The organism is Treponema vincentii, assembly GCF_010365865.1.
Classification (GTDB): Bacteria; Spirochaetota; Spirochaetia; order Treponematales; family Treponemataceae; genus Treponema.
On record NZ_CP048020.1, the window covers coordinates 2,580,999 to 2,604,659 of the forward strand.

Here is a 23,661-nt window from a genome sequence, read left to right on the forward strand (position 1 = left end):
GTGCGATTAAAAAATTCGCACCATCTATTTATAGATTATAGGAGATTTTGAATGAAATTAAAAGTGCTTATTATTATCTTTAATGCTATCCTGTTAACTATCTTCTTTACAGTGCTTTCTTTTTCATTCTTTACTGCCGGTACTGAATTTATCGGCAGCTTTTTTAAAAACTATTGGATATTCGTCCTGTTTTTTACGATTCTCTTTCTGGGAATGAATATGTTCTTTATCAACAACTGGAAACTCATAACAACCCTTGAAGCTGAAGATTAGCCCGCGCTTTCCCTTTATTTGGAAACGGAAATTTTTGAAAAGCACCATCTTACCGCCAAAAAAGTGCAGCTACTGTGTGAAATCAGTATTTTATTGGGAGATTTTGAGATATTAAGGCGGCTCGAACGCGTACTAGAGGACTATAAACCTGAATATATCAGAACTTTTGCTCCTCATTTCGCGGCGGCTAAGCTGCTTTCAAATGATTATCAAGGGCTTGCCGAGTTTATGACTCATATTGTCGGAAGCCCCCATAAAACTTCTCCGTGGATATCATTTTATGACGCATTCTCAGCACAAATGTTGAAGCGTTACCACGAGGCGGCAGAAAAATTCGCGCGTATGTTGGAAACGGAACAAGAACCGTTTGTTCGATTGCTTGGTGTTTATTTTATGGCATGCGGATTATATCATTACATTGATGTGCACAAAGACGAAGCAGATAAAAGAATCGAAGAAGAAAAACGAAAATTAAAAAAACGTTCATTGCAACAGTGGAAAAAATACGCTCAGAAAGAAAAACAAAATATACATATACTTGTTCTCACAAAAGCAATCGATGATGCACTGATATGGCTTTTTAAAGAAGATGAACTACCGAGGCAAACACCTCAGACGGTTTCTTAACAGCCTGATACATTTGCCCGTCCTTGTATAACTGCTCAACCGCGGAGCATTTTTTTAATGGAGCCGAAAACACCGCGGGTAATTTCCCGTCCAACCGAACGGGTGATACTGTCAACCAAAATTCTTCCCAATCTATCAGTGGTACTTTGATTTTTCCGTTTTGCAGCCTCTTCCAGCCTTAACTTTGCCGCTTCCGCCCTTGCTTTGGCGTTTTCGGCTCGTATAAGCGCAGCTTCTTCTTTTGCCTTTGCCGCGTTTTCTTTTGCAAGCTGTTTTTCTTCGGCTTGGCGCGTTGCAGCTTCAGCTTGTTCGCTAAACTGTTTGGTAAGAATCTCGTAGGCGGATTCACGGTCTACCGGATCCTTGTATTTATATAAAAGAGGAGACTCTTCTACCAGTGCTGTGATTTTAACACTGTCGATTACGCCCATTTTACTGTGAGGAGGAACAATCATTGTCCGCTGCGTTATGGAAGGGCTGCCGTCCTGCTGTAAAACGGAAACAAGCGCTTCGCCGGTTTTAAGCTGCGTAATAACTTGAGCGGTGTCGAATGCAGGATTGACGCGGAAGGTCTCGGCTGCAAGGCGTATGGCTTTTGCGTCCTTAGGAGTAAACGCCCTCAACGCATGCTGAATCTTATTTCCCAGCTGACCGAGGATCGCTTCGGGAATATCGACGGAATTTTGAGTAACAAAAAAGACCGCAACGCCCTTCGATCGGATTAAACGCATGATTTGTTCAATCTTTTGAAGTAAAATCTTTGAGCCGTTATCAAACAACAAGTGAGCTTCATCAAAGAAAAAAACAATTTTCGGTTTTTCAGCATCACCGATTTCCGGAAGATTTTCGTAAAGCTCGGATAAGAACCATAGTAAAAAGGTTGAATACAGCATGGGCTTTTGGTACAGTTTGACGGCATTTAATATATTGATATAGCCTCGCCCGTCCGATGTTTGCTTAAAAAAATCATTGATATCTAAAGCCGGTTCTCCGAAAAAATTATCCGCTCCTTCATTTTCGAGCGTTAAAAGATTCCGCTGAATTGCTCCTATCGATGTGTCGGAGATATTACCGTATTTTAATTTTAAATCCTGCTTATTTTCACTGATATAATGGAGCATCGCTTTAAGATCCTTTAAATCCAACAGCAATAGCCCGTCCTCATCCGCGACACGGAACGCGATATTCAATACGCCGGTTTGCACTTCGTTAAGGTCTAAAAGGCGCGAAAGCAACAGCGGCCCCATTTCGGAAATCGTAGTGCGTACGGGATGCCCCGTTTCTTGCAAGATACTCCACATCCGCACGGGATAACTTTTGAATTCAAAGTTTGAAATATGTAAGAGACTGAGCCGTTCTTGCAGTTTAACGCTCGATTCGCCTTTTTCGGCAAAACCGCACAGGTCGCCTTTCACATCCGGTAAAAACACCGATACACCTAAATCGCTGAATGCTTCAGCAATTACTTTGAGCGTAACGGTCTTTCCGGTACCGGTAGCCCCTGTAATAAGTCCGTGTCTATTCGCCCTCATCGGTAAAAGTTCAACCGTAGTTTCACCGCGGCCTAAAAAAATTGCTTCGCTCATAATGCTTCCTTAAAGTAATAGTATGAAAAAAGGATTGGGAGTCCCTAACAATCTTCGTTGAGATATTTTCCTGAAATTTAATCAGCCTGTAAAATTTTTTAGCGAAAAACACAAGAAAGGTCAATGCCGGCGAGGATCTCTACTCTACGTTCGCTTAACCCGTTTAAAGAGTTCTTCGCGGGTAAGCACAATCCAGATTGGGCGACCGTGCGGACAGATGGGTTCGGGAAGTTCAAAGGCTTGCGCCGCAATGCGCTGTTGGGTTACGGGGTCGAGGATGGCGTGATCCTTGCAGGCAGCGCGGCAGGCGGCTGAGGCTAAAATCTGATAGAGGATATCATCGGCATTTTTACGGACGCCCGTGATGTCGCGGATAAGATCGCGTTCCGTGCCTGTCCACCGTGCCGGTACGGCGGTTACCTGCCATACGCCTGCACCTTCATCGGAGAGGGAAAAGCCCGCTTTACACAGCAGCTCCTGATGTTTTTTGATAAACGCATCGTCTTCTTCCGATGAAGTGATAATGCGGTAGGGGATTAACAGCTCCTGTACGCCGCCGATATTATGCCGCAGCTGCTCAAAGATAATCCGCTCGTGGGCGGCATGTTGGTCAATTAAATACAGCGCCTCGTTTTTTTCTACTGCGATAAAGGTACCGGCGACCTGTCCGAGCAGCTTAAAATCAGCCGGAGGAAGATCCGGCGGCGGCTGTAGACACGCTGCCGTACCCGAAGCCGCAGGCGGCGGAATAATGTGTTCCCCTACTGAATAAGGAACCGCTGCTGTCGCCGCTATTTGGCGGAATGCGCTACCGTATCCGCTTTGTGCAGAACCGTACTCCGCTTGAGTGCCGGATACCTCGTGGTTGTATCCGTCAGGTAGTACACCGGTATCGTTTCCGTACTCCCTTCCATATCGGTCATAGTCATCGGCTGCTGTACCGGCGGCTGGGTTAGCGCTTTTACCGTATCCATACAGGCCGGCTGTCGTGTCGGAGTGCGGCGGCTGTGGGTATGCTCCTGCCGGGGAACCGTGCTGAAAATCCAACGGGCGGGTAAGGCTGGGGTCATACTTTTCTTTTAAGAGACTTGCAACGGTATGCTGCCGGTAAAAGGAGCCGACGGCACTGCTAACGGCGTGGTGGATGGCGCCGTAATCTTGAAAGCGCGCTTCTTTTTTTGCGGGGTGAATGTTAAAGTCCACACGGGAAGGCTCTACCGTTAAAAATAAAAACGCAACGGGGTGTCCGCCGTTGGGGAAATAGCCTTCGCTGCCGTACTCGATTGCCTGTATAAGCCCGAACTCGGTAATTCTTCTACCGTTGACAAATACCATGATAGCGCGTTTATCGCTTCGGACAACATCCGGGCTGCCGAGCACAATACGGAACGAAAAATGCTCACCGCTTCCTTCAATTTCAAAAAAGAGCGCTTCGGGTTCTTTAAACGAAAATGCAGCGAGGCAGCGTTCCCGCAGCGACTGTGCAGGAGGAAGCAGAAAGCGAAGCTCGCCATCCGTGATAAAGCGCATTTCGGTACGGTAATGCGGCAGAGCTTTGTCGAGAAAGATTGTTCTACACAACGCAGTCTCGGCAGCCGCCCGCTTTAAAAACTGCTTGCGGGCAGGGAAGTTTTCAAAAAGGTTTTCTACCTGCACTACCGTGCCGGCATTTAGACGCGCCGGAAGTATCTTCCCTAGCTGCAGTTTCCATGCGGCGGGTCCGCTCCTCGTTGAGGTAATTTCAAGATCACTGACCGCCTTAATAGAAGAAAGCGCTTCGCCGCGGAAACCGAGGCTGTGCAGGGAGAGCAAATCTTCCGCGGTGGATATCTTGCTCGTCGTATGGGTATCCGTGCAGATTGCGAGGTCTTCGCGGCTCATTCCGCAGCCGTTATCCGTAACCCGAATGCGGTCGATACCGCCACCTGAAATTTCCACTTGCACCTTTGAAGCGCCTGCGTCGATTGCATTGTCTAAAAGCTCGCGGATAACAGCGGCGGGTCGGTCGATGACCTCCCCTGCTGCAATTTTCCGTGCTGTTTCCGCATCAAGCGCTTTTACCGGCTTGTATACGGCGGCGGAATCGACAGCCGTATCAGTATGAAAAGAAACTTGAGATATTTCAGGTGATTGAGACGAGGTATCCATCGCTATATGTCATCAGCTGAAAAGAGCTCCAGCTCAGGTTTATCCTGCGATTGCACCGGCTGATTCATCAATATCTGCACCTTACTTTCTATTTTATCAATGTCTTTTTCCAAGGTTTTAGCAAGCTTGATTCCTTCTTCAAAAGCCGCAAGAGCTTCTTCCAACGGAAGATCGGCACTCTTGATTTTTTCGCTGATTTCTTCAAGACGAGTTAACCGTTCTTCAAATTTTTTCAACGTCTTCTCCTTCTCTATTCGGGACAACCGTATTGGACTGCTTTTTAACACCCCCGCGCGAATAAATGGCGATGATGATGGCATATATAGTTAGTGTCAATAACAGTAGTGCTTGAGCACGAAGTGTTTTCACCTCGTATATATTTTATTACATACTCTACTGGATAGTAAAAAGCATTCCATCTCTTTCCACTGTCCGATAAATCCTGTTTACCTTGAATGGTAAAGTCATTTACACCAATAATATCTTTTGGGAGACTAATACAGTAATTAAACCCATCCTTATATTCAATATACTCAATCTCAAATTTAGTCATCCCCTCAAAATAATCTACATAAATATCCTCTTGCTTTTTTAGTAAGAAAATATATTCGCACCCCGTTTTAATTCCATTCTTTTGATATGTTACTATTGAATTTTCTGCAGCGTAACCTTTTATTGTTTCTTTAATATTTATAGTATATTGCGTTTTATTTCCTATAATTTTGCTAGAGATAATTTCTCCCACTATTATTAAATCAGCTTGACTAACAAGAGAATAGAATTCCTCGAAAATATATAATGGAAAAACAGGGATACTAAAAATCACAAAAATAATTGTTGATAACAATTTCTTCATATATTTTCTTCCTTTGTATCGTAAGAGCGCCGTCTAACATTCGATTAATCCGCATTACACATTTTCTCCGAATAAATATACGAATCTTCGGATGCTTTCAGAGCAAAGGGTAGCCCATTTTCTCGAATTGTAGCTTTTACAAAAGAATTTATAGCCGAAGAAATATTGATTCCCATAGAATCACATATCCGCTCAAAACTTATTTTATCATCATTTATAATCTTTGCTGATATTGTAGTCATTTTTAATACCTATTACTACAATATACTGTATAAATCTCTAAATATCAACACTATCAAAACTGCTACAAGTAATTATGCTTTATATTATTTTACTTTTCTTATTTATATCTATAAAAACAAACAGTCCAAATCCTTTCTTATTTTATATTCACCACCTTGAACCATGGAACACCGAGGAAACCCTTGTACAATTTTATTTTAACCATATTGCCAAGCTCTACTTCAGAATACAATGTGCTTCCAACCGAAATTTCTTTTTGTTTTGTTTTTCCGTCAATCCATGGTGAAACTTCAAGATAATAATTCGTCCGTTTTCCTTTCAATATGCGTTGATTTATGACAGTAACTTCGAAAACCGTAGGCTTTGATTTATCAAGTATGATGTTTGCAGAAACCGAAAAACCAAATCCATATAAAAACATAAGAAATAAAACACTGGCAACTGTAAGCATTCTGGTAGAACGCTTTTCTTCTATTTTCTTTTCTGATTCACTTATGCAAATATAATATAAAAAGAACATAACAAGCATTACAAATACCGAAACGGAAACTTGTTTTGAAAAACTATATATTTGGTTTATATAAATAACAGCTAAAATACAAAGCGTCACAGAACAAAACCAAAAAGGAGTAAGAAGGCTTGGATATAAATCTGTATTGTTTGCATTAAAGCGAATTCCTCCATTTGAGAGACGTATAATCAGGAACAAAAGAATCGGATACGCTGCGCACACAATAAAACCAATATGCATGAAACTTCTACCTAAAAAAATACAAGCAATAAAAAGAATAGAAATAAGCACGCCGCCCCATTTTAAAATCCGTGCAATCATATACGTTTTTTGAAGAAGCTTATTTTTTTCATCATCTGAAAGTTCATCATGGAATTCCGTAAATTCTTTAATAGATTGCGCAACCTGCTCGACATATAAATTATGCGCATGAGAATCAAGCCATTCATATAGTAACTGTAAATTCTGAAAATATATAGAGGCTGTAAATGATTTTATTTTTTCTATACCGCCGATTAAAGTTTTGTATGAAATTGAAATTCCTTTTTGAGTTATAAGGAATGATTGAAGCGAAGAAACAGGAATCTTCTTCACTTTTGCAAAACCCGAATAAAATTCGATCCCATTTTCATCATCAAAAGAACAGTATGCAAAGAATGCTTCCAAAACACTAAAAACAGAAAGCGTACCAGATAATATAAACAGCGGGAGCATCAGCCCCCAAGTCACAGCGGGATGTACTTCGGTAAGCAGAAAAATTAAAAATCCAAATAAAAAAGCTGCTGATAAAAAAATACCGCTTGCCACAGCCACAACTTTCATTTTTTTAGAAAAAGTAAGTTTTATCATTTATTTCTTAAGTCCTTCATCGATTCTAAACTATTGGCTTTAATACCATCTGTTACGACATAGCATATAAGATAACCCTCTGTGCGGATAACTCTCCGTACAGATAACAGGTTCAACCCGTTTAATATATTTCGTCCCTACGGCCCGTTAAAATGATACGGTTCCCTGCTTTGGTAATGCGTATGCAGCAAACGGTGCGCCTTTTCAGAATTCGGCTTTCCCAAGTATTCGCTATAGACTTGCTTGATGTATGGATTATTATGCGATGTTCGTATCACAGCTCTTTCATCATCGGTGTAAAGACCTGCAGCCCTTAGCTTCCGCACCTCGTCGGTACAACCGTAGGGCTGCCCGCCGCCACCGACACAACCGCCGCGGCATGCCATCACTTCGACAAAATGATAGAGCGGGTCTTCGCCTGCTTTAATTGACTGTCTTATCTTCTCCAAAAATTCAGGTAAATTCCCGAGCTGATTGACAACGGCAACGCGAACTTCAGTCCCTTCAATATCTATTTTAGCTTCTTTAATACCGGTAAGACCTCTTACTTGATAAAAATCAAGCGCGGTGAGTTCTTTTCCCGTTATATAAAAATAGGCGGTGCGCAAAGCCGCTTCCATAACGCCGCCTGTTGCACCGAATATCGTTCCTGCTCCGGAATACGGGCCAAGCGGAGAATCTGCCTTCTGCTCTTCCAATGCATTAAATTCAATCCCGGCCTGACGGATATAGTTTGCAAATTCCCGCGTTGTAATAACCGCATCTACATCCTGGTAACCGGAAGCGGACATGGTACCATTGCGTTCGCATTCGTATTTTTTTGCCGTACACGGCATAACCGCTACCGAAAATATCTTTTTAGGATCGATGCTCATCTTTTCAGCCCAATAGGTCTTTATCATCGCCCCCATAATCTGCATCGGACTTTTAGTAGAAGAAAGATGCGGTATCAAATCATGATGATATTTTTCGGCGAATTCAACCCATGCAGGGCAACAAGATGTGAACTGCGGGAATGTGTAAGTTCTATCGGTAAAATTCGTCACGAACTCCTGTGCCTCCTCGGCAATCGTTAAATCAGCGGAAAAATTACTGTCAAATACATACTCAAACCCGATGCGGCGTAACGCCGTATATATTTTTCCGGTGGTGAGATCCCCCGGTTTTAAGCCGAATTCCTCTCCCAATGCGACCCGCACCGAAGGAGCTATTTGAACGACACTGATCGTATCGGGATCGGAGAGCTTTGCCCACATATCCATTTTTGGCGGAGTCTCGTAAATCGCGCCGACCGGACAATGAGCTGCGCATTGGCCGCAATGTACGCATGGAGAATCCCTCAATAGAGCCATTGCTGCCGGAGCGATAATCGTCTTTCCTCCCCGTCCTTGATATTCTATCGCATGTACCGCCTGCATGTGCTGACAGACTTCGACACAGCGTCCGCACGAAATACACTTATTTCGATCAAATACAATAGCGCCGTTAGAATCATCTTTCGGTTTTTCATTGATGTAGTGTTCAAAGTGCATCTCCCGCAATCCGAATTCGGCAGCTAAACTTTGAAGTTCGCATTTATTATTCCGGCTGCACGTAAGACAATCCTTAGGATGATTAGATAAAATCAATTCCAATACGGAACGCCGCGCCTGTACAATTTCGGGGTCATGGGTAATAATGTTCATACCGTTGGCAGCCTTTGTGCAGCAAGCTCGCATCATTCTGGCGCTGTTCTCAAGATGGACAATACAAAGTCCGCACGAACCCCATGCCGGTAAGTCTTTGTTATAGCAAAGCGAAGGAATCTTTACATTTGCCGCACGGGCAGCCTCCATTATCGTTGCGCCTTCGGGCACTTGCACTCGTTTTCCGTTTATCTTTATGTCCAACATGCAGATTCCCCCTTATTTTTTCTCGATTGCATCAAACCGGCAGCTACGGAAGCATTCTCCGCATTTTAAGCACTTTACCTGATCGATTGAATGGCGGTTTCTCCGCTCGCCTGAAATGCAGTTTGCAGGGCATTTGCGTGCGCAAGCGCCACAGCCGATACATTTTTCAGTAATATAGAAACTAACCAAGTCTTTGCACTTACCGGTAAGGCATTTTTTATTGACAATATGGGCGATATACTCGTCGCGAAATTTCTTTACCGTTGAAAGCGTAGGATTGGGAGCAGATTGACCAAGTGCACATAAAGAAGCTTTTTTCATGGCAAAGCCGATTTCTTCGAGTTTATTCAGGTCGCTCATTTCACCTTTTCCCTTTGATATCTTATCGAGCAACGCATAAATTTGACGAGTACCTATCCGGCACGGCGCGCATTTTCCGCAGGATTCATCGACACAAAATTCCATATAAAACTTTGCAACATTTACTACGCAGTCATCTTCGTCCATAACAATCATACCGCCTGAGCCCATCATAGAACCGAGCGCTTGCAGGTTTTTAAAGTCGATAGGAGTATCAAGTGCCTCAGGCGTAATAATTCCCCCTGAGGGGCCGCCGGTTTGCACCGCCTTAAATTTTTTACCGTTTTTAATACCACCGCCTATATCAAAAATAATTTCCCGCAGCGTCGTTCCCATGGGAACCTCAACCAACCCTGAGTTTTCCACCTTCCCGGTGAGCGCAAACACCTTGGTACCGGCAGAATCCGCCGTACCGATGCTTTTGAACCATGCCGCTCCTTTCATCAAAATGATGGGGATATTCGCAAACGTTTCTACATTATTGATAATGGTCGGTTTGCCCCAAAGTCCCGCCTGTGCCGGAAATGGAGGTTTAGGCGTCGGCATCCCACGCTTCCCCTCGATTGAGCGGAGCAGCGCTGTTTCTTCCCCGCAGACAAAAGCACCTGCACCCAGTCTGATTTCTATATCAAAGCTGAAATCAGAACCAAGGATATGTTCACCCAAAAGGCCGTATTCCTTTGCCTGCTTAATTGCCTTCTCCAGCCGGGATATTGCGAGGGGATATTCCGCGCGAATATAAACGAAACCCTTATTCGCACCGATTGTCCTGCCGCAAATAGCCATCGCCTCAATAATGCTGTGAGGATCTCCTTCGATTGTCGATCTATCCATATAGGCGCCGGGATCCCCTTCATCGGCATTGCATACAACGTACTTTACATTGCCTTTTGCTTTAAAGCCGGCATCCCATTTTAATCCTGTCGGAAAGCCGGCTCCGCCCCGTCCGCGTAAACCGGAAGCGGTAATTTCAGCGACGATTTCTTCTCTCGTCATTTCAAAAAGCGCTTTTTCAAGCGCAAAGTAACCGTCATGAGCGATATAGTCCTCAATATTTTCAGGGTCGATTAATCCGCAATTGCGCAAAGCAATACGCAGCTGCTTTTTATAGAAAGGAATTTCATCCACATCTTCCGCATTCTTTTTCTCTTTTGCATAAAGGAGGCGGTTCACCTGAATGCCTTTTATAATATGCTCATTGATAATATCCGCGGCGTCTTCGGGCTTTACTTCGACATAGAAAGCGTCTTCCGGAAGCACCTTTACGATAGGGCCTCTTTTCACAAAAACCGAAACATCCGGTCTTAATGATTCTTACCTGATCGTCAACGCCTGCTTTTTTTACTTCTTCTACCAGGTTTTCATAAATCCGAACGGAATGGCTGGATTCGCACGCAGAACCGCCGCACACCAAGATATAATGGGTATAGTTCATACGTGATTCTCCCTAGCTTCCGCAGCATCCAACATATATTCGGTTACCGTCTTTTTGTTTATAATATGGCTTTCTATAATTTTTTGTGCGGTTTCGGGGGTAACCCGTCCGTATTTTACCGGTTTTGGCCCCTCCATGATGACTTCAACGACGGGTGCTCTATCCCAGAAGCTCTCCATATCCGCTTGAATTACTGCGACGGAGCCGCGTAATCCGAGTGCATTTACTTTCTTACTGATTGCGGTAAAGACATCTTTTGCCCCCTTTTGAAGACCGCACTCCCCCATACCGACGATCACATAAGCAATTTTATCGGCTGTCTGTCTGATTTTTATTTCGTTTACTAACGAATCTCTCAGTTTATGCAGCATCTCGCGTGTTAATTTTTGCATACCCCGATACTCCTTTTTGTTTTAGCCCCATATTTCATTAATCCGGCATTTTTTGCTCTTGTGTGCGGCAATCTGCAATGATTTTTGTCATATCTTCGCGTTTCAATTTTCCATGAACGATACCATTGACGGAAAGGACAGGTGCTAATCCGCAACATCCGATGCATCGTACCGGCTCAACAGAAAATTCTCCGTCGGCGCCGGTAACCTGTTCTTCCGTTAATCCGAGCAGGCTGCGAGATTCATCGAGAATATCTTGACTCCCCTTTAGGTAACACGCTGTTCCTAAGCAAATACAAATTTTGTGTTTTCCGGGTTTTTCCGTTTTAAAAAAGTGATAAAAAGACATGGTGCCGTATACATTGGCGAGAGGAATACCGGTTCTGATCGAAACTTCTTGCGCAGCCTCTTTTGAAATATAGCCGAATTCTTCTTGAACCTTATGTAAAATCATAATAAGGTTACCCGGCCTATTTTTCCAATCGGCGATAAAGGAGTTTAAAGAATCGGAGAAGGACGGTTGTGCGTTCATAAATCAGCCTCCAACCTTACCGGCTTATTCTGCCGGAAACATGTTGACAACCTTTAAAAAAGTTAACTTTTAAGGGTACCGAATTATACTCTACTTAATAGTATCACACCGAAAGATGTAATCTGTCAACCGGAAAAATTTCCACATTTCGATAACCATGCCGATAAGCAATTTCTGCAACATAGAAATCACGAATATACGAATACTCCGTGATACAAATACTCGTATAGAAATTGGGGGCATATATGCGGATGTTCGATGTCATGCTTAGTTACAAACTTCCATAGATAATTTTTTACATATTATTACTAAAGGCCTATTGTTAGTGAGGGGAATTGCCTCATTTTCTCTTGCCATATGAATATGGTCAACCTACATTGCCAAGATCATGTCAGCGTTGAAGCGGGTGTTAGAAGTTTTTCTTTACATAATTCAAATAAAAATTTATAAAATCATCTTTATTATAATTTTCAGTTTTATTCATAAACATTATATTACTAAATTCTAACCTACCATTTCCTAGAATATATTTTTTTGTATCAATTTTTTTCTTATAATTTCTAATAATCATATTTTTTTTCATTTTTTTAGCGAATAAATTTACACATCTATTTTGATTTCTTGCCAGTTTTGATAAAATTTTATATTTTAATAATCCATTGCTACTAAAAAGAGGTATGGATAAATCATCTAAAGTTTCTAATAATATAAGATTAGCATATTCGTTATTTAGTTTCAAGATTTTTGAATAGAGATTTCTCTTAATTCTAATTTCATAAGCATACAACCATGTAAATTCCATTATATAATCATATAAAAGTAGTGGATCATTTTCTATTACAAAAATAAAATAATCTTCCAGTATTTTTTTACATTTTATTCTATGAATATTTAAGGTATCACAGATTATAATTAAGGCTTCTCTTCGTCTGATATATGAAGAATCAAATAGCATTTTTTCACAAAATTTATAAATACAATCATTTTCATATTTTTTTAATATTAATTCTCGATATTTATGCGAATGAGTTACTGAATCACAAATAAATGAACAAGGACTCTCCGATGTATAAACAGCATTATTTTCATAACATTTTTCGAAGAAAAGATTTGCATCTTTAATTTGCAACAAGTCTTTGCATACTTCTTCCAAATACTCATCTGTAAGATAATAGGTATATTCTTTCACCTTTTGCATTAATGCATCTTTTTCCAATATTTTACCCTCTTTTTATCCATCTAACAACTGGCTGGACTGCATATGCAGACAAAACGCGCCTCGACTATAGTCCTGTGTTATGTGATATTTCCATCTCCTGTAAAGCTTTTTTATAAAAAGAATAAAAATCATCTATTTTATAGGAACCATATATTTTTTCAAAGTAATTAATACTTTTAATATATTCATCTCTTGTGAAATCTTTAATTTTGTTTGCACCTTGAACATTTGTTATAAATATTTCAAAATTCATAGTAAAATTTTGAATACTGTCAGTTCTTATTTTTTTTAAGTATTTTTTATTTAAGCCCAATACTTTATTAGTAAGTTCTTCATCATCAAGCAGAAGTATAGAGATGAAATCTATTAAATCAAAATCTTCAACAAGTAATTTCTTGAATCCCTTTGCTTTTTTACTTTTTAAATAGAACAATTCTGTTAGACATCTGGCAGTTAATATAGGATTTTTTTTGTAATATTCACTAATAAAAGCGTCCTCCAAATACTTGCAATTACTTGTGCTTCGTTTTTTTGCAAGTGCTAAAATTGCACCTTCTTTTTTATATAGAAAATCAGAGTATAAATATTCTGAAAATTTTTTCCAAAAATTTATTTCCTCCAATTTTGAATCCATATATTTAAAATGTTTATCCTTAATATTCAGAGTTACGTATAAATCAGTTAGAAATTCTATGATATTTGGAAAAATAAATTCATTTTCAGTTTTTTGGTCTATATCGATTAAATTATACAAATCAAACGGTATGTTGATAATTTCATCTTCAGAAAAATAACTATAGGCTTCTTTGCTATTGTATAATCCGTTGGAAAAAACTTTGATAAAATTCATTTATTCTATTATTCCTAAGTACCCTAGTGCGGGCATCCATATAACATTCGCTTAACCTGCATTCTCGTAAAGGCAATGTCAGGTTAAGCGGATGGTAGACGCATTGAATTATTTATCTTTCTATTCTTGCCTGACAAGCATTATATCTATCTTTTCTTTTTTCATAAATATACTTCCACCCTAAAATATTCTTCTTATATATAATATCTTAGCCGTCTGTAAATGAGGTAATATTAAAAACAAAATCTTTTATTTTATACACTCCTTCTTTTTTTATTAAATGGAATATATGATTTTCTTCTGTCTTTATAGTATTTCCCGCGAATTTTCCTTCTCCAATCTTCTTATATTCCTGTAAAGCTTTTTGGCCGAATTTTTCCAGCTCTTCTTCATTTATACAAATATCATCATAATATTTGAAATATTTCTTTTTTGTAAGCGCCATACCATGGTCTGCATAAAACCAATGCGAAGCTTCTGCTTTTACGACACAAGTACATTCCTTATCAGTGATTGAAACTACTGAGATATCTTTTATCTTTATGCTTTTACTTGTATTAAGAAATCTGTCCGGTTGCTGTGATGCTTTTGTATATAAATTTGAAATGATATTTTGCCAAATTCCATCTTCTAAAAATATTTTATGAAATATTTCTGTTAATTCATCGCTTGGTTTATAATCAAAATCAAATATATTAAAATAGTATTCCTTATCCAATACTTTTATTGTTTCATAAAATAATTTTATCTGATCTTCAACAGTAGGATTTTCCACATCTAATATTTTTAAAGATTCATAAAATGGTTTAAAATACTCTTTCACTTCAGGATTTTTTAAATCTAATCTTTCTTTTACTTCCTCAACGGTTAGCAGTTCTTCTCTTTGAGAATTTTCTATATCTATTGCTGCAGCAGTAAAATCTTTATTTTCATTCTTTTTACATGAGATAAACAAAAATAATAGAATAGAAAAGAATATAATTCTACTTAAACTTTTCATTTTTCCTCCACAGCAGACCAGCGACCTGTCGCCACAACATTGTTTTAAACTGCAAACGGGCATAGTCCCATTTGTCGGCTTTGAAAGCGGTATTAGGCTATATTATTTATAAGCACCTTTTCGTGTTCCAAGGTCGACTATAAATACAATGACTGTATCTTCTGATATTTTATAGAATAGACGGTAATCCCCTATTCTAAACCGATATAGGCCTTTGTAATTACCTTTCGATATCATCGACAACTGTCTCATTCATGGTGTAATTGCGCGTTGCATATTCCAGATAATTTGGGATTGTTCTTTTCTGCCCATCAGCGGCTAGTTTGAAAATGTCATATGTACTGTCATCTATACGAACAGTAATTGTCCTCGTCATTTTATACCTCTGCTTCAAATGTATTCAGTTATATTCAAAACGTCAATCGGTTGCGCAAAATCACATCCTGTCTATAGAGGTTTTGAAGCCGAGGTTGGTACTGCACTTTTATTGTATCACTCCAGGCAGAAAAAAGGATAAGCCAAGCAAAAATCGTCTATTAAGATACAATGGAAATGTCTTCTTTTGTTACAGGGCATCAACAAGCCCGACTCAAGAAGCATCGGGGTATTAAACCCGCACGAATAACAAAGTTGCTGCTTAAAACGCTTTGTTTCATAGTAAAAAATATGCTGTTATTGATAAAATTTTTTATTCTCATGTATAATAACGGAAAAGGAGTTATACATATGAAAAAAGCATTTTTCTTTTTGCTATTATCAATAGCGATATTTTCTTTGTTTACATCGTGTCCAACATCGCCGCCTTCGCCGAAAGAAGAGCCTCAAAGGATAGAGGAGGCGCCTGCGAAAGAACCGGCGCCTATTCCTGCTTCCGAACCGGACCAGCCTAAACCAAAGGAACCTGTTCCGGAGGCAGAACCGAAAACGGTAAGTGTCAAAAAGTACACCGTTGTTAAAGGCGATATTCTTTCACGAATTGCCTTGAAGCACTTTGGAAGTCTTGATAGAGCCTACTATTTTCCCATTATCATGGTGATGAATGAAGGGATAATAAAGCATCCCGATAAGATACGCCCCGGTATGACGCTGAATATTCCGGATTTTCAAGAATTTATGGCTCATCCTGAATATCGACAAAAAGCGAAATCTCAATTTGAGCAGTGTATTAAAATATATAAAAGAGAAAAAAAGTTCACTATGATGAAACGATTGCAAAAACGCATAAAATATATGGATAAACCGCAGTAGCACCCTAAAATCATCATACCCCGACTCAAGAAGCGTCGGGGTATGAAACCCTCGCACGAATAAATGTTATAGGTCGGTTCCACACCCGCCTGCCTTTAGGCAAGTCAATCTAACGGGCGCGCAGCATTCATTCAACTACCGCTTAACCTGCATTTGCGGTTGTCCTTGTTGTCAGCGTTGAAGTGGGTGTTATGGCAAAAATATTTCTTAGACAGAATTAGATTTCTTAAATCCTTTTTTCTTTAAGAAAAATTCTGTTATATTTTTTGAAGCGTATGCTTCTATATATTGTACTGTTCCTAAACAGCAGAAAACCGCTTCTTCGTCCAAGCCTGAAATTATATCCTTTATTACCAAACTATTATTTCAGTATATTCTGTAATAAGCTCGCCATCATCAAAACTATATACAATTTTTCCTATGAAGTTTTTTTCATTTTTTATTTCTTTAACCAACCAATATTTTTTAATTTCATTGAATATATATCCATGATTGTTTATTATTTTATTTTTAATGATAAAAACTTCTCCATTCTCTGACTGATAGGAAAAGCTATAAATCAGTATTTTTTTCCATGATATATTCTTATCTATTAAAAAACTGAAAACATCATACAAAATACCAAATGGCCATGTTTGTACGGTATGAGTCAAAAGCACAATATTGTTATGATTTTTAAAATCGGTATTTTCTTCATGACAAAAATTATACTGTTGAAAAGCCCAATGTGGATAACTTTTAGAATTTATTGCAAAATTTATTGCATAGCAATTAAATAGATATATACATATAAATAATAGTGAAACTGTTTTTTTCATTTTTCCTTCTAGAAAAGCAGTCCAGTAGCCTATCGCCCTAATAAATGGTTGTACCGCACGCGGCTTTTCCGCATGTCGGCTACTAACCTTTGTTATGTGTATTACTTTAATTCAAATCCTTTTTCTTTATAATTATCAATATTCTCTTTACTGCCGTTTCCAGTAACTGTCCATTGTGATATATAATCTGGATTTTTAATTACTTTGCCACTTTGTCTTTCTCTATAGTCACCGGGCTTTGCTTCTATAATAGCTCTATCATCATTTGGAATTGTAAATAATTCTTTGTAATTTTCTCTTTTTATTTTAATTTCTTTGTCAGTAATAGATTCTATGATTCCACTTGTCTGATATTGTTCCAACAATTCATTATTGCTATTGTAATACCTAATTCCAATTAAAATCAGTTTTCCAATTTTATTTTTATTCATTTCATATCCTTTAATTAAAATCGAGCTTGACCCGATTTTTAATATTTTTACAGGAATAAGTTTTTTATTTACAAAAATAAATATAACCGCTTCCTCGACCTACCCCTAAACTTCAATTAATTATTTTATTCCAATTTTATAGACTTCCATATTTGGAAAGTCTTTTACATCATAATACGGTGCTTCATTCTCCCATAATTGATGAAATCTTAATATAATATGATCGTTAAAATCACAGTCCAAATAGACATAGAAACTTTTATTTGGAAAACTTGTTTTTAAATTTTCAATGAGATTTTTCGTAATTAATTTTGCAGAAGTTATGGCTGTATGTTGAACACGTTTTTTAACTTTACCACAAATATGAATATGATTTTCATATGCCTCTAATTGTGTTTTATCAGATACTTTATCTAATGAATCTATCTTTGAATCTTGAGTTTTTAAAAATATATATTCATTATTTTCAGAATCTATTGCCGTATAAAATTTCGGGAAGAGAATATCTTGTAATTCGATAATAGCCTTAAAACCATTCATATCTTTTCATAAAACCTCGCATCCTAGTGTAGTGTCGCCATAACATTGTTTTAAAGCGCAACCGGATCTATTAATCCTAATATTTTCATAATTAAGAGTTGCCATTGGATAATACAAACCTTTTCTAATTTTATTTCCAAATAAAATCAAAGACACATATTTTTTTCCATTATCTTCGTAAAATTCTTCGTACCCATACTCTTGAGGTTTATATTTTTTATTTAATCTTGAAATATGACCGTTTTCTTTTACAGTGTTCCAAGATAAAATCTTAGCTTTTTCAAAAATAATATCAAAATAAATCGACTTCTTTTCTTCTGAATAAGTATTAACTTTTATTACAACGTTTCCATTAATTTGTTTCAGATGGATTTTTGCATCATGCAAATATTTATATATTTTTATGAAATCAGATTTTTCAAAATCTTTTACTATACTCTTATTATATTCAAGAAATGCTTTGCGATATTCATCATCATTGTAATCGGCTAAATAAATATATTTTAAAATTTTTGATTTTTTTATATTTCCATAAGTTAATAACATTTTTAATCCTTTCCCAACGCTTGACGTTGGATACATAACTAACGCTTAACCTGCAACAAGGCTTGTCCGGTTTGTCGGCTTTGAAAACAGTATTAGGTGTTATTACTATTTAAATTCTATTTAATTTATATTAAACTTAAACTATAACAAGCATCTAGCCCTAACAAATTTTTTCTTATCAGTTTCTGATAATTCAGAAACTTTCATATTATTTGCTTTTGCATAAGAAAATAATGCTTTCAAATCTATACTATTTTCCATTTGAGACAACAATATAGGTTGCGGGGTATCTTTTAAAGTTTCTTTATAATTTTTCATCAGTCCAGTCATAGGTATAAACCTCCATTATATTTTTTGCATTTTCTTCATCTATTGCAAATTGAAATGGATGAAGAATACCGATAAATTCAGCATTAAATTTTTCGACATAATGATCAAGTAAAATTTTATTCGCTGTAAATCCATACATCATTCCATCAAAACCAAAGTCGATTGATTTTTTTGCAGCGATTGCAAACAAATGTCCGCCAACACCTTGATATCTGATTTCTTCTATGTATACTTTTTCCAAGCGTCGTAAAGCCGCGTACTACCGCTACCTTGTTCTGCCCTAAAGTTCAATTTCATTTTAGTAAGCAAGCTTGAGTTGCTTACTAAAACATACTTTTTTTCATCGAGCTTGACTGGATGAAATTATATTCCTTTTTAAAATTTTATAATATTGAAACTGAATAAATAAATTATAAAAGCACAACCAATGTTTGTAATTGCATTTACTAGTAAGGAAGTTAGTAAAGTTTTCCCCCATTTTATTCCAAGTTTTCTGAATAAAAATATATTAATTGGAATTTCTATTATTAAAGTAATAATAAAAATTATTAAAAAATATATTATAAAATATGGACTCATAAATTCAATTTCATGTGAACTTACCCAAGGAAACCAAAAGGCACCAAGCCAGCCACCATTTAAACTTAATGATAATACAAATCCTAGAACTCCACTTACGAGATTTGAGATTGCTAATCTCCAAAAAAGTTCACCAAATTTATACTGTCGCTTTAGTAAAAATTAAAAAAGTGAAACTTCTAGTAATAATATTGCTGTAATTATTGCCCAACCTTGTGGCATTAAAATTAGAATTGCCATTGAAACATTTAACGTTGTTGTAGAAATTTTCGAGATAAACTTATTTAATTCATTTTTCATACTTTCCCTTCCTAACCAAGCACGCCACTGGCTTGTCGCCATAACACCTTTTCGACCTTTCCTTATAATACCATAAAAATGACTCGTCTGCAATCTAAACTGCTACAAGATAAGAAACTCCCATATTATCCCTGTTCCCGATCCTCTCGATTTCTATGCTTTTTTTAATTTAAAATACTCTCTATCATACATAAACAATAATATGAGTAACAATGCAGATGCGCCTAATATAGTTAAATATAATTGTATTGATTCTCTTTTAAATAAAAGAATCATATTTGATAAATTAAAAAAAGTATGATAAAAAATTGCATTTAAAATATTGTTTTTTGATTTCTTATAAAAATATGTGATAAAAATACTAAGCATAATAACCGTAGGGATAAATAATAGGTATCCTACGAATCCGACGTTCATTATTTTGAAGAAATGCCATGCCCCCCAAAGTATTCCAACAAATAGTGAACTGGTAAACGAAGTATATTTATTTTCAAAAATCTGTAATAAAGTTCCTCTCCAACCAATTTCCTCACTAATAGATCCGACAATAGTAGCTATAATACCAATTAGTAATAAATACCCCGTGTATTCTGATTTAACATACGGTATTCCCATTAAATCAAGTATAAATGAAGATAGTAAAATCAGTGTTATTGGAAATATAATAGCTATTACTGAGTATCTATTTAATTTATAAGCATAAAATTTTCTTTCATTATATTTTTTTCTAAAAATTAAAGTTGTTATCAATGGAGATAATTGTACTGCAACCATTGTAACAGAGCCTAATAGTAATTCATTACCTCTGATATTTTGTGTAGCACCTCCGAATATCATAGCAAGAATAAAGGTTATTAGTAAGTTCATCAAATTAAAAAATACTACTTTTTTATTCATTTTACTTCCTCTAAACTTATTTCTTCGTTATCGTTAAAATAAATGTTATAGATTGGTTCTGTTCCCGCCTGCCTTTAGGTAGGTCAACCTAACTGCTGCTTAACCTGCATTGCCGTAAAGGCAATGGCAGGTTGAAGCGGGTGTTAGGTTTGTTCTCGTTTCCAAACAGCTTAATTATAATTAGAACTTACTCAATAGATTGAATATTAGCATACACAGACTGCATATTTTTTATAATCTTATCTACTTTACTATTATTCATTCCCAGTTTTATACTCTTTTCAATATTATTTATGCATTCTTCTTTTTTACCATTAGCCATGTTAATAATAGAACGGTTTAAATATGGAAGCGGATATTTATTATCAATATTTAAAGCCTCTTTAATATATTTTTCTGCTTCTTCATATTGTTTTTTATTTATATAAATACAACTAATATTGTGTTTAACCATGGCTAAAATATCTATCGTATAAACAGACCATGTCATCCAGAGAATCGTTTTTTTCCATGGTTTTTCCTCAATACAACGCTCAAATTGTAAAAAGTGATATAATGCTTTATCTAAATCATTTTTATTCATATACTTTCTACCGGTGTAGAAATCTTGATAAAAGTATTGACTTATTCTTCCAGGTATAAGCAAAAGTAAACCAATAAAAAGCGAAGTAACAAGGCGATAATCCTTGTTAGTATTTGATATACTCCAATAAACAATGGTAGCAAGTGATATAAGTATTACACCGTAAAGTATTTTTAAACAGAGCGTCCTATTCATTTTTTATCCTCCGCGCCGTAGGCGCCAACCTAACACCTTTTAGCCCCTTCCTCATAATATCATGGAAATTTCACGCTTTCAATCTAAACTGACACCCATCGCAGCAGCTACACCTTTCTACTATGAATACTCACTGGAATGCAGCAACAACAGGCAGATTAGGTCTATCCTCACTAAACAAGCTAAAGCAAAATCACATCCTATCTATAGGAACTAGGAAAAATTTTATCCATTTTTTCTGTCGTCTACATTTTTATATACTTCCATACGATCTCGTTTCCCGATTCCCAAAATTTCTATGATTTCTTTTAATTTAAAATGATCTCTATCAGTTCACTGCGTTCCAAAAAGCTCTCTAAAGCTGTTCAATCACCAGCTTGCTGTTCAAAAAACCGATGCAAGGCTTCTTGAGCCCGAACCGGCTGCTGTCCTTGCGGCAAAGTTTTGCGGTGCCAGCTGCCGTCCGGTTGCATTTCAAAGGCCTTTACGTTATCCGCAAAGTACACGCTAAAAAAATAATCCAGAAGCTTCTGATTCTGCTTATCCAAAACAGGAAACAACAGCTCTACCCGCCGCTCAAGATTGCGGGGCATCCAATCCGCACTGGAAAGATACCATTCAGGATTACCGCCGTTTTCAAAATAGAATATCCGGCTATGCTCCAAATAGCGGTCGATAATACTGACGACGCGGACGTTTTCGCTGATACCCCGCTGCCCGGGAATGAGCATACAGATACCCCGCACGTTTAAATCGATCCGGACACCTGCCTGAGACGCCTTGTAAATCGCGGCAATCAGTTCAGGGTGAGAAAGGCTGTTCATCTTTGCGATAATGCGGGCGGGCTTATGCTGTCGTGCAAAGTCGATTTCCCGCTCGATATAGCCCAGCAGAGTACGCTTGAGTGCGTCAGGCGCGGTAATGATATAGCGGGGTGTCTCTTGTGTATATTTACCGCACAGACGCGAAAAAATAATGTGCGCGTCGGCAATCATACGCGGATTGACGGTAAACAACGATATATCCGCATAGAGCCGTGCGGTGGTGTCGTTGTAGTTGCCGGTAGACAAGTGCAGATACCCCTGCTCACCCTGCCCCTCGCGCCGCATAATCAGCAAAAGTTTTGCGTGAACCTTCAAATGCGGCAGATCATACACCACCCGCACGCCATGCTTTTGCAGCCGTTTTACCCAACCGAGATTCCGCTCCTCATCAAAGCGCGCTTTTAATTCCACAAATACCGTAACCTGTTTTCCCCGCTTTGCAGCCTCCACCAACGCGCGCACAACGGGCGAGCTTTTACTGGTACGATACAAGGTCATACGGATGGACGTTACGGCAGGGTCTTCCGCAGCGTCAGACAAAAGCCTGATAACCGGTTTATATGACTGATACGGCACGTGCAGTAGAATATCGTGTGCTTTGATACTATCCCACAGCGTACCGTCAGAGGAAAAGGCAGGATGTGCAAAATGCTTCCATTTTCCATTTCTCAGCCGTTTAAACCCGTCTATTTCCGTGATTTTTGCAAAAGAGGAAAGTCCAATGGGAGCCTCGCTCAAATAAATATCTTTTTCGCCCAGTTGAAACAACTCGCTCATCCGCCGCACCAATGCGGGGGATTCATGCGTACTCGTCATCCGCACGACAAACGAGTATCGGCGTCTGATAAGAACCTCTTCCAATGCCTCGATAAAACCGTCATCGGAGGAATCGTCAACCGTCATACTGGCGGAGCGGTTAATCTTAAAGATTCCCGTTCCGGTAATCCGGCAGCCGGGGAAAAACGCTCCGCCGAAATACCGAATCAGCTCGTCGATCAGTACGAACCGAACCTTTTTTGCAGGGTCCGATTGCAAAAAGACAAAGCGCGGAGCCGATGGCACCGGCACAATCGCGAGCCGGTCTTGTCCGCCTGCATCACCCGAAAGCAAAAACCCGACGTGCAGCCGCACATTGGCAACACTGTCTGCAAGCGCCTGCTCATTTTCGGAAACTTGCGGGGTAATAATCGGGTAGAGGTGCCGGTAAAAATAATCTTCCAAAAAACGCCGCTCCGCTTCGGAACATTCTTCCGGTTTGCAATAGGCAAACCCATGCGCTTTTAGCTGAGGCAGAATTTCGGTATTTAATACCGCTTCTTGAATGTCAAACAAGACGCGCGTTTTTTGCACGATGGCTTCTAACAGCGTTTCTACCGGCCAATCGTCAGCATCGGCAGGTGGATGCCCGCTTTTATAAAATTCTTGCAAGCCGGCAACCCGCACCATAAAAAACTCATCAAAATTTGAAGATACAATACCGATGAATTTGAGCCGCTCTAAAAGCGGTACCGAGGAAGAGCACGCTTCCGCTAATACCCGCTCGTTAAAATCGATCCATGAAAGTTCCCTATTAAGATAGTCCATCATAGTGAAGGTC

The 23,661-nt window shown here is 38.4% G+C and carries 26 protein-coding genes and 1 pseudogene; 3 read left to right on the top strand and 24 right to left on the bottom strand.

The features are described from left to right. Positions 1 to 51: 51 nt before the first annotated feature. Positions 52 to 273, top strand: coding sequence for a hypothetical protein (locus GWP43_RS15075; protein ID WP_230977709.1), 222 nt, complete (start codon positions 52 to 54; stop codon positions 271 to 273). Positions 274 to 291: 18 nt separating this feature from the next. Continuing rightward, positions 292 to 900 (top strand): hypothetical protein, encoded by a 609-nt coding sequence (locus tag GWP43_RS12070; RefSeq protein WP_230977710.1) that lies wholly within the window; start codon positions 292 to 294, stop codon positions 898 to 900. Positions 901 to 935: 35 nt separating this feature from the next. On the opposite strand, the gene GWP43_RS12075 is transcribed toward GWP43_RS12070, so the two are convergent. The 14 genes and pseudogenes from GWP43_RS12075 to GWP43_RS15465 all read right to left on the bottom strand — a co-directional run bounded on the left by GWP43_RS12075 (position 936) and on the right by GWP43_RS15465 (position 15,025). Beyond that, positions 936 to 2,486: a helicase HerA-like domain-containing protein gene (locus GWP43_RS12075; RefSeq protein WP_162664360.1), complete on the bottom strand. Its 1,551-nt coding sequence runs from the start codon at positions 2,484 to 2,486 to the stop codon at positions 936 to 938. A 144-nt stretch (positions 2,487 to 2,630) separates the two neighbouring features. Then, the gene (gene mutL / locus GWP43_RS12080) at positions 2,631 to 4,634 is read right to left on the bottom strand and encodes a DNA mismatch repair endonuclease MutL (RefSeq protein WP_162664361.1); all 2,004 of its coding nucleotides are present in this window, start codon (positions 4,632 to 4,634) and stop codon (positions 2,631 to 2,633) included. 2 nt (positions 4,635 to 4,636) lie between these two features. Beyond that, entirely contained in the window at positions 4,637 to 4,870 is a 234-nt protein-coding gene (gene xseB, locus GWP43_RS12085) for an exodeoxyribonuclease VII small subunit (protein ID WP_162664362.1), read from the bottom strand. 44 nt (positions 4,871 to 4,914) lie between these two features. Further along, on the bottom strand, positions 4,915 to 5,490 hold the full coding sequence (locus tag GWP43_RS12090; protein WP_162664363.1) for a hypothetical protein: 576 nt from the start codon (positions 5,488 to 5,490) through the stop codon (positions 4,915 to 4,917). A 44-nt stretch (positions 5,491 to 5,534) separates the two neighbouring features. Further along, positions 5,535 to 5,732, bottom strand: a complete 198-nt coding sequence (locus tag GWP43_RS12095) for a type II toxin-antitoxin system RelB/DinJ family antitoxin (protein WP_162664364.1) — start codon at positions 5,730 to 5,732, stop codon at positions 5,535 to 5,537. 137 nt (positions 5,733 to 5,869) lie between these two features. Continuing rightward, positions 5,870 to 7,093, bottom strand: a complete 1,224-nt coding sequence (locus GWP43_RS12100) for a hypothetical protein (RefSeq protein WP_162664365.1) — start codon at positions 7,091 to 7,093, stop codon at positions 5,870 to 5,872. A 137-nt stretch (positions 7,094 to 7,230) separates the two neighbouring features. Continuing rightward, positions 7,231 to 8,985 (bottom strand): NADH-dependent [FeFe] hydrogenase, group A6, encoded by a 1,755-nt coding sequence (locus GWP43_RS12105; protein ID WP_162664366.1) that lies wholly within the window; start codon positions 8,983 to 8,985, stop codon positions 7,231 to 7,233. Positions 8,986 to 8,997: 12 nt separating this feature from the next. Beyond that, a pseudogene (locus tag GWP43_RS12110) lies at positions 8,998 to 10,780 on the bottom strand (NADH-ubiquinone oxidoreductase-F iron-sulfur binding region domain-containing protein). Then, the gene (locus GWP43_RS12115; RefSeq protein WP_162664367.1) at positions 10,777 to 11,172 is read right to left on the bottom strand and encodes a (2Fe-2S) ferredoxin domain-containing protein; all 396 of its coding nucleotides are present in this window, start codon (positions 11,170 to 11,172) and stop codon (positions 10,777 to 10,779) included. Before GWP43_RS12115 ends, GWP43_RS12110 begins: the two are co-directional and overlap by 4 nt. 37 nt (positions 11,173 to 11,209) lie before the next feature. Then, entirely contained in the window at positions 11,210 to 11,704 is a 495-nt protein-coding gene (locus GWP43_RS12120; protein ID WP_162664368.1) for an NADH-quinone oxidoreductase subunit NuoE family protein, read from the bottom strand. 409 nt (positions 11,705 to 12,113) lie between these two features. Beyond that, positions 12,114 to 12,920 carry a hypothetical protein gene (locus GWP43_RS12125; RefSeq protein WP_162664369.1) on the bottom strand — a complete coding sequence of 269 codons (807 nt, stop codon included), beginning with the start codon at positions 12,918 to 12,920 and terminating at the stop codon, positions 12,114 to 12,116. 67 nt (positions 12,921 to 12,987) lie between these two features. Beyond that, on the bottom strand, positions 12,988 to 13,773 hold the full coding sequence (locus GWP43_RS12130) for a hypothetical protein (protein ID WP_162664370.1): 786 nt from the start codon (positions 13,771 to 13,773) through the stop codon (positions 12,988 to 12,990). A gap of 208 nt (positions 13,774 to 13,981) precedes the next feature. Next, a complete protein-coding gene (locus GWP43_RS12135; protein ID WP_162664371.1) occupies positions 13,982 to 14,773 on the bottom strand; it encodes a hypothetical protein in 792 nt (263 codons plus the stop codon). Positions 14,774 to 14,875: 102 nt separating this feature from the next. Beyond that, on the bottom strand, positions 14,876 to 15,025 hold the full coding sequence (locus GWP43_RS15465; RefSeq protein ID WP_162664372.1) for a type II toxin-antitoxin system RelE family toxin: 150 nt from the start codon (positions 15,023 to 15,025) through the stop codon (positions 14,876 to 14,878). 474 nt (positions 15,026 to 15,499) lie between these two features. On the opposite strand from GWP43_RS15465, the gene GWP43_RS12145 reads away from it, so the two are divergent. Continuing rightward, a complete protein-coding gene (locus tag GWP43_RS12145) occupies positions 15,500 to 16,021 on the top strand; it encodes a LysM peptidoglycan-binding domain-containing protein (protein ID WP_162664373.1) in 522 nt (173 codons plus the stop codon). A gap of 350 nt (positions 16,022 to 16,371) precedes the next feature. Here the strand turns inward: GWP43_RS12145 and GWP43_RS12150 are convergent, their stop codons facing one another. The 10 genes from GWP43_RS12150 to ppk1 all read right to left on the bottom strand — a co-directional run bounded on the left by GWP43_RS12150 (position 16,372) and on the right by ppk1 (position 23,651). Further along, on the bottom strand, positions 16,372 to 16,839 hold the full coding sequence (locus GWP43_RS12150) for a hypothetical protein (protein ID WP_162664374.1): 468 nt from the start codon (positions 16,837 to 16,839) through the stop codon (positions 16,372 to 16,374). A 101-nt stretch (positions 16,840 to 16,940) separates the two neighbouring features. Next, positions 16,941 to 17,270 carry a hypothetical protein gene (locus GWP43_RS12155; RefSeq protein ID WP_162664375.1) on the bottom strand — a complete coding sequence of 110 codons (330 nt, stop codon included), beginning with the start codon at positions 17,268 to 17,270 and terminating at the stop codon, positions 16,941 to 16,943. 120 nt (positions 17,271 to 17,390) lie between these two features. Next, a complete protein-coding gene (locus GWP43_RS12160; protein ID WP_162664376.1) occupies positions 17,391 to 17,810 on the bottom strand; it encodes a hypothetical protein in 420 nt (139 codons plus the stop codon). A gap of 6 nt (positions 17,811 to 17,816) precedes the next feature. Further along, positions 17,817 to 18,356: a hypothetical protein gene (locus GWP43_RS12165; RefSeq protein WP_162664377.1), complete on the bottom strand. Its 540-nt coding sequence runs from the start codon at positions 18,354 to 18,356 to the stop codon at positions 17,817 to 17,819. A 141-nt stretch (positions 18,357 to 18,497) separates the two neighbouring features. Next, a complete protein-coding gene (locus GWP43_RS12170) occupies positions 18,498 to 18,686 on the bottom strand; it encodes a hypothetical protein (protein ID WP_162664378.1) in 189 nt (62 codons plus the stop codon). Then, a complete protein-coding gene (locus GWP43_RS12175; RefSeq protein WP_162664379.1) occupies positions 18,661 to 18,927 on the bottom strand; it encodes a hypothetical protein in 267 nt (88 codons plus the stop codon). The genes GWP43_RS12170 and GWP43_RS12175 overlap by 26 nt, the downstream gene beginning before the upstream one ends. Before the next feature lie 500 nt (positions 18,928 to 19,427). After that, entirely contained in the window at positions 19,428 to 19,565 is a 138-nt protein-coding gene (locus GWP43_RS12180; RefSeq protein ID WP_162664380.1) for a hypothetical protein, read from the bottom strand. Positions 19,566 to 19,718: 153 nt separating this feature from the next. Continuing rightward, positions 19,719 to 20,462: a CPBP family intramembrane glutamic endopeptidase gene (locus tag GWP43_RS12185; protein WP_162664381.1), complete on the bottom strand. Its 744-nt coding sequence runs from the start codon at positions 20,460 to 20,462 to the stop codon at positions 19,719 to 19,721. Between the two features lie 187 nt (positions 20,463 to 20,649). Then, the gene (locus GWP43_RS12190; RefSeq protein ID WP_162664382.1) at positions 20,650 to 21,240 is read right to left on the bottom strand and encodes a tetratricopeptide repeat protein; all 591 of its coding nucleotides are present in this window, start codon (positions 21,238 to 21,240) and stop codon (positions 20,650 to 20,652) included. 365 nt (positions 21,241 to 21,605) lie between these two features. Then, complete coding sequence (ppk1, locus tag GWP43_RS12195; protein ID WP_230977711.1) at positions 21,606 to 23,651, bottom strand: polyphosphate kinase 1; 2,046 nt, start codon at positions 23,649 to 23,651, stop codon at positions 21,606 to 21,608. Positions 23,652 to 23,661 lie beyond the last annotated feature (10 nt).

What these genes read in the sequence shown, in the direction of transcription:
- mutL (WP_162664361.1), bottom strand. Translation starts at nt 4,634, where the DNA reads ATGGATACCTCGTCTCAATCACCTGAAATATCTCAAGTTTCTTTTCAT.
- GWP43_RS12130 (WP_162664370.1), bottom strand. Translation starts at nt 13,773, where the DNA reads ATGAATTTTATCAAAGTTTTTTCCAACGGATTATACAATAGCAAAGAA.
- GWP43_RS12090 (WP_162664363.1), bottom strand. Translation starts at nt 5,490, where the DNA reads ATGAAGAAATTGTTATCAACAATTATTTTTGTGATTTTTAGTATCCCT.
- GWP43_RS12135 (WP_162664371.1), bottom strand. Translation starts at nt 14,773, where the DNA reads ATGAAAAGTTTAAGTAGAATTATATTCTTTTCTATTCTATTATTTTTG.
- GWP43_RS15465 (WP_162664372.1), bottom strand. Translation starts at nt 15,025, where the DNA reads ATGAGACAGTTGTCGATGATATCGAAAGGTAATTACAAAGGCCTATAT.
- GWP43_RS12105 (WP_162664366.1), bottom strand. Translation starts at nt 8,985, where the DNA reads ATGTTGGACATAAAGATAAACGGAAAACGAGTGCAAGTGCCCGAAGGC.
- GWP43_RS12180 (WP_162664380.1), bottom strand. Translation starts at nt 19,565, where the DNA reads ATGAAAAATGAATTAAATAAGTTTATCTCGAAAATTTCTACAACAACG.
- GWP43_RS12160 (WP_162664376.1), bottom strand. Translation starts at nt 17,810, where the DNA reads ATGAATGGTTTTAAGGCTATTATCGAATTACAAGATATTCTCTTCCCG.
- GWP43_RS12115 (WP_162664367.1), bottom strand. Translation starts at nt 11,172, where the DNA reads ATGCAAAAATTAACACGCGAGATGCTGCATAAACTGAGAGATTCGTTA.
- GWP43_RS12165 (WP_162664377.1), bottom strand. Translation starts at nt 18,356, where the DNA reads ATGTTATTAACTTATGGAAATATAAAAAAATCAAAAATTTTAAAATAT.
- GWP43_RS12145 (WP_162664373.1), top strand. Translation starts at nt 15,500, where the DNA reads ATGAAAAAAGCATTTTTCTTTTTGCTATTATCAATAGCGATATTTTCT.
- GWP43_RS15075 (WP_230977709.1), top strand. Translation starts at nt 52, where the DNA reads ATGAAATTAAAAGTGCTTATTATTATCTTTAATGCTATCCTGTTAACT.
- GWP43_RS12095 (WP_162664364.1), bottom strand. Translation starts at nt 5,732, where the DNA reads ATGACTACAATATCAGCAAAGATTATAAATGATGATAAAATAAGTTTT.
- GWP43_RS12150 (WP_162664374.1), bottom strand. Translation starts at nt 16,839, where the DNA reads ATGAAAAAAACAGTTTCACTATTATTTATATGTATATATCTATTTAAT.
- GWP43_RS12155 (WP_162664375.1), bottom strand. Translation starts at nt 17,270, where the DNA reads ATGAATAAAAATAAAATTGGAAAACTGATTTTAATTGGAATTAGGTAT.
- GWP43_RS12170 (WP_162664378.1), bottom strand. Translation starts at nt 18,686, where the DNA reads ATGACTGGACTGATGAAAAATTATAAAGAAACTTTAAAAGATACCCCG.
- GWP43_RS12075 (WP_162664360.1), bottom strand. Translation starts at nt 2,486, where the DNA reads ATGAGCGAAGCAATTTTTTTAGGCCGCGGTGAAACTACGGTTGAACTT.
- GWP43_RS12190 (WP_162664382.1), bottom strand. Translation starts at nt 21,240, where the DNA reads ATGAATAGGACGCTCTGTTTAAAAATACTTTACGGTGTAATACTTATA.
- GWP43_RS12185 (WP_162664381.1), bottom strand. Translation starts at nt 20,462, where the DNA reads ATGAATAAAAAAGTAGTATTTTTTAATTTGATGAACTTACTAATAACC.
- GWP43_RS12120 (WP_162664368.1), bottom strand. Translation starts at nt 11,704, where the DNA reads ATGAACGCACAACCGTCCTTCTCCGATTCTTTAAACTCCTTTATCGCC.
- ppk1 (WP_230977711.1), bottom strand. Translation starts at nt 23,651, where the DNA reads ATGATGGACTATCTTAATAGGGAACTTTCATGGATCGATTTTAACGAG.
- GWP43_RS12100 (WP_162664365.1), bottom strand. Translation starts at nt 7,093, where the DNA reads ATGATAAAACTTACTTTTTCTAAAAAAATGAAAGTTGTGGCTGTGGCA.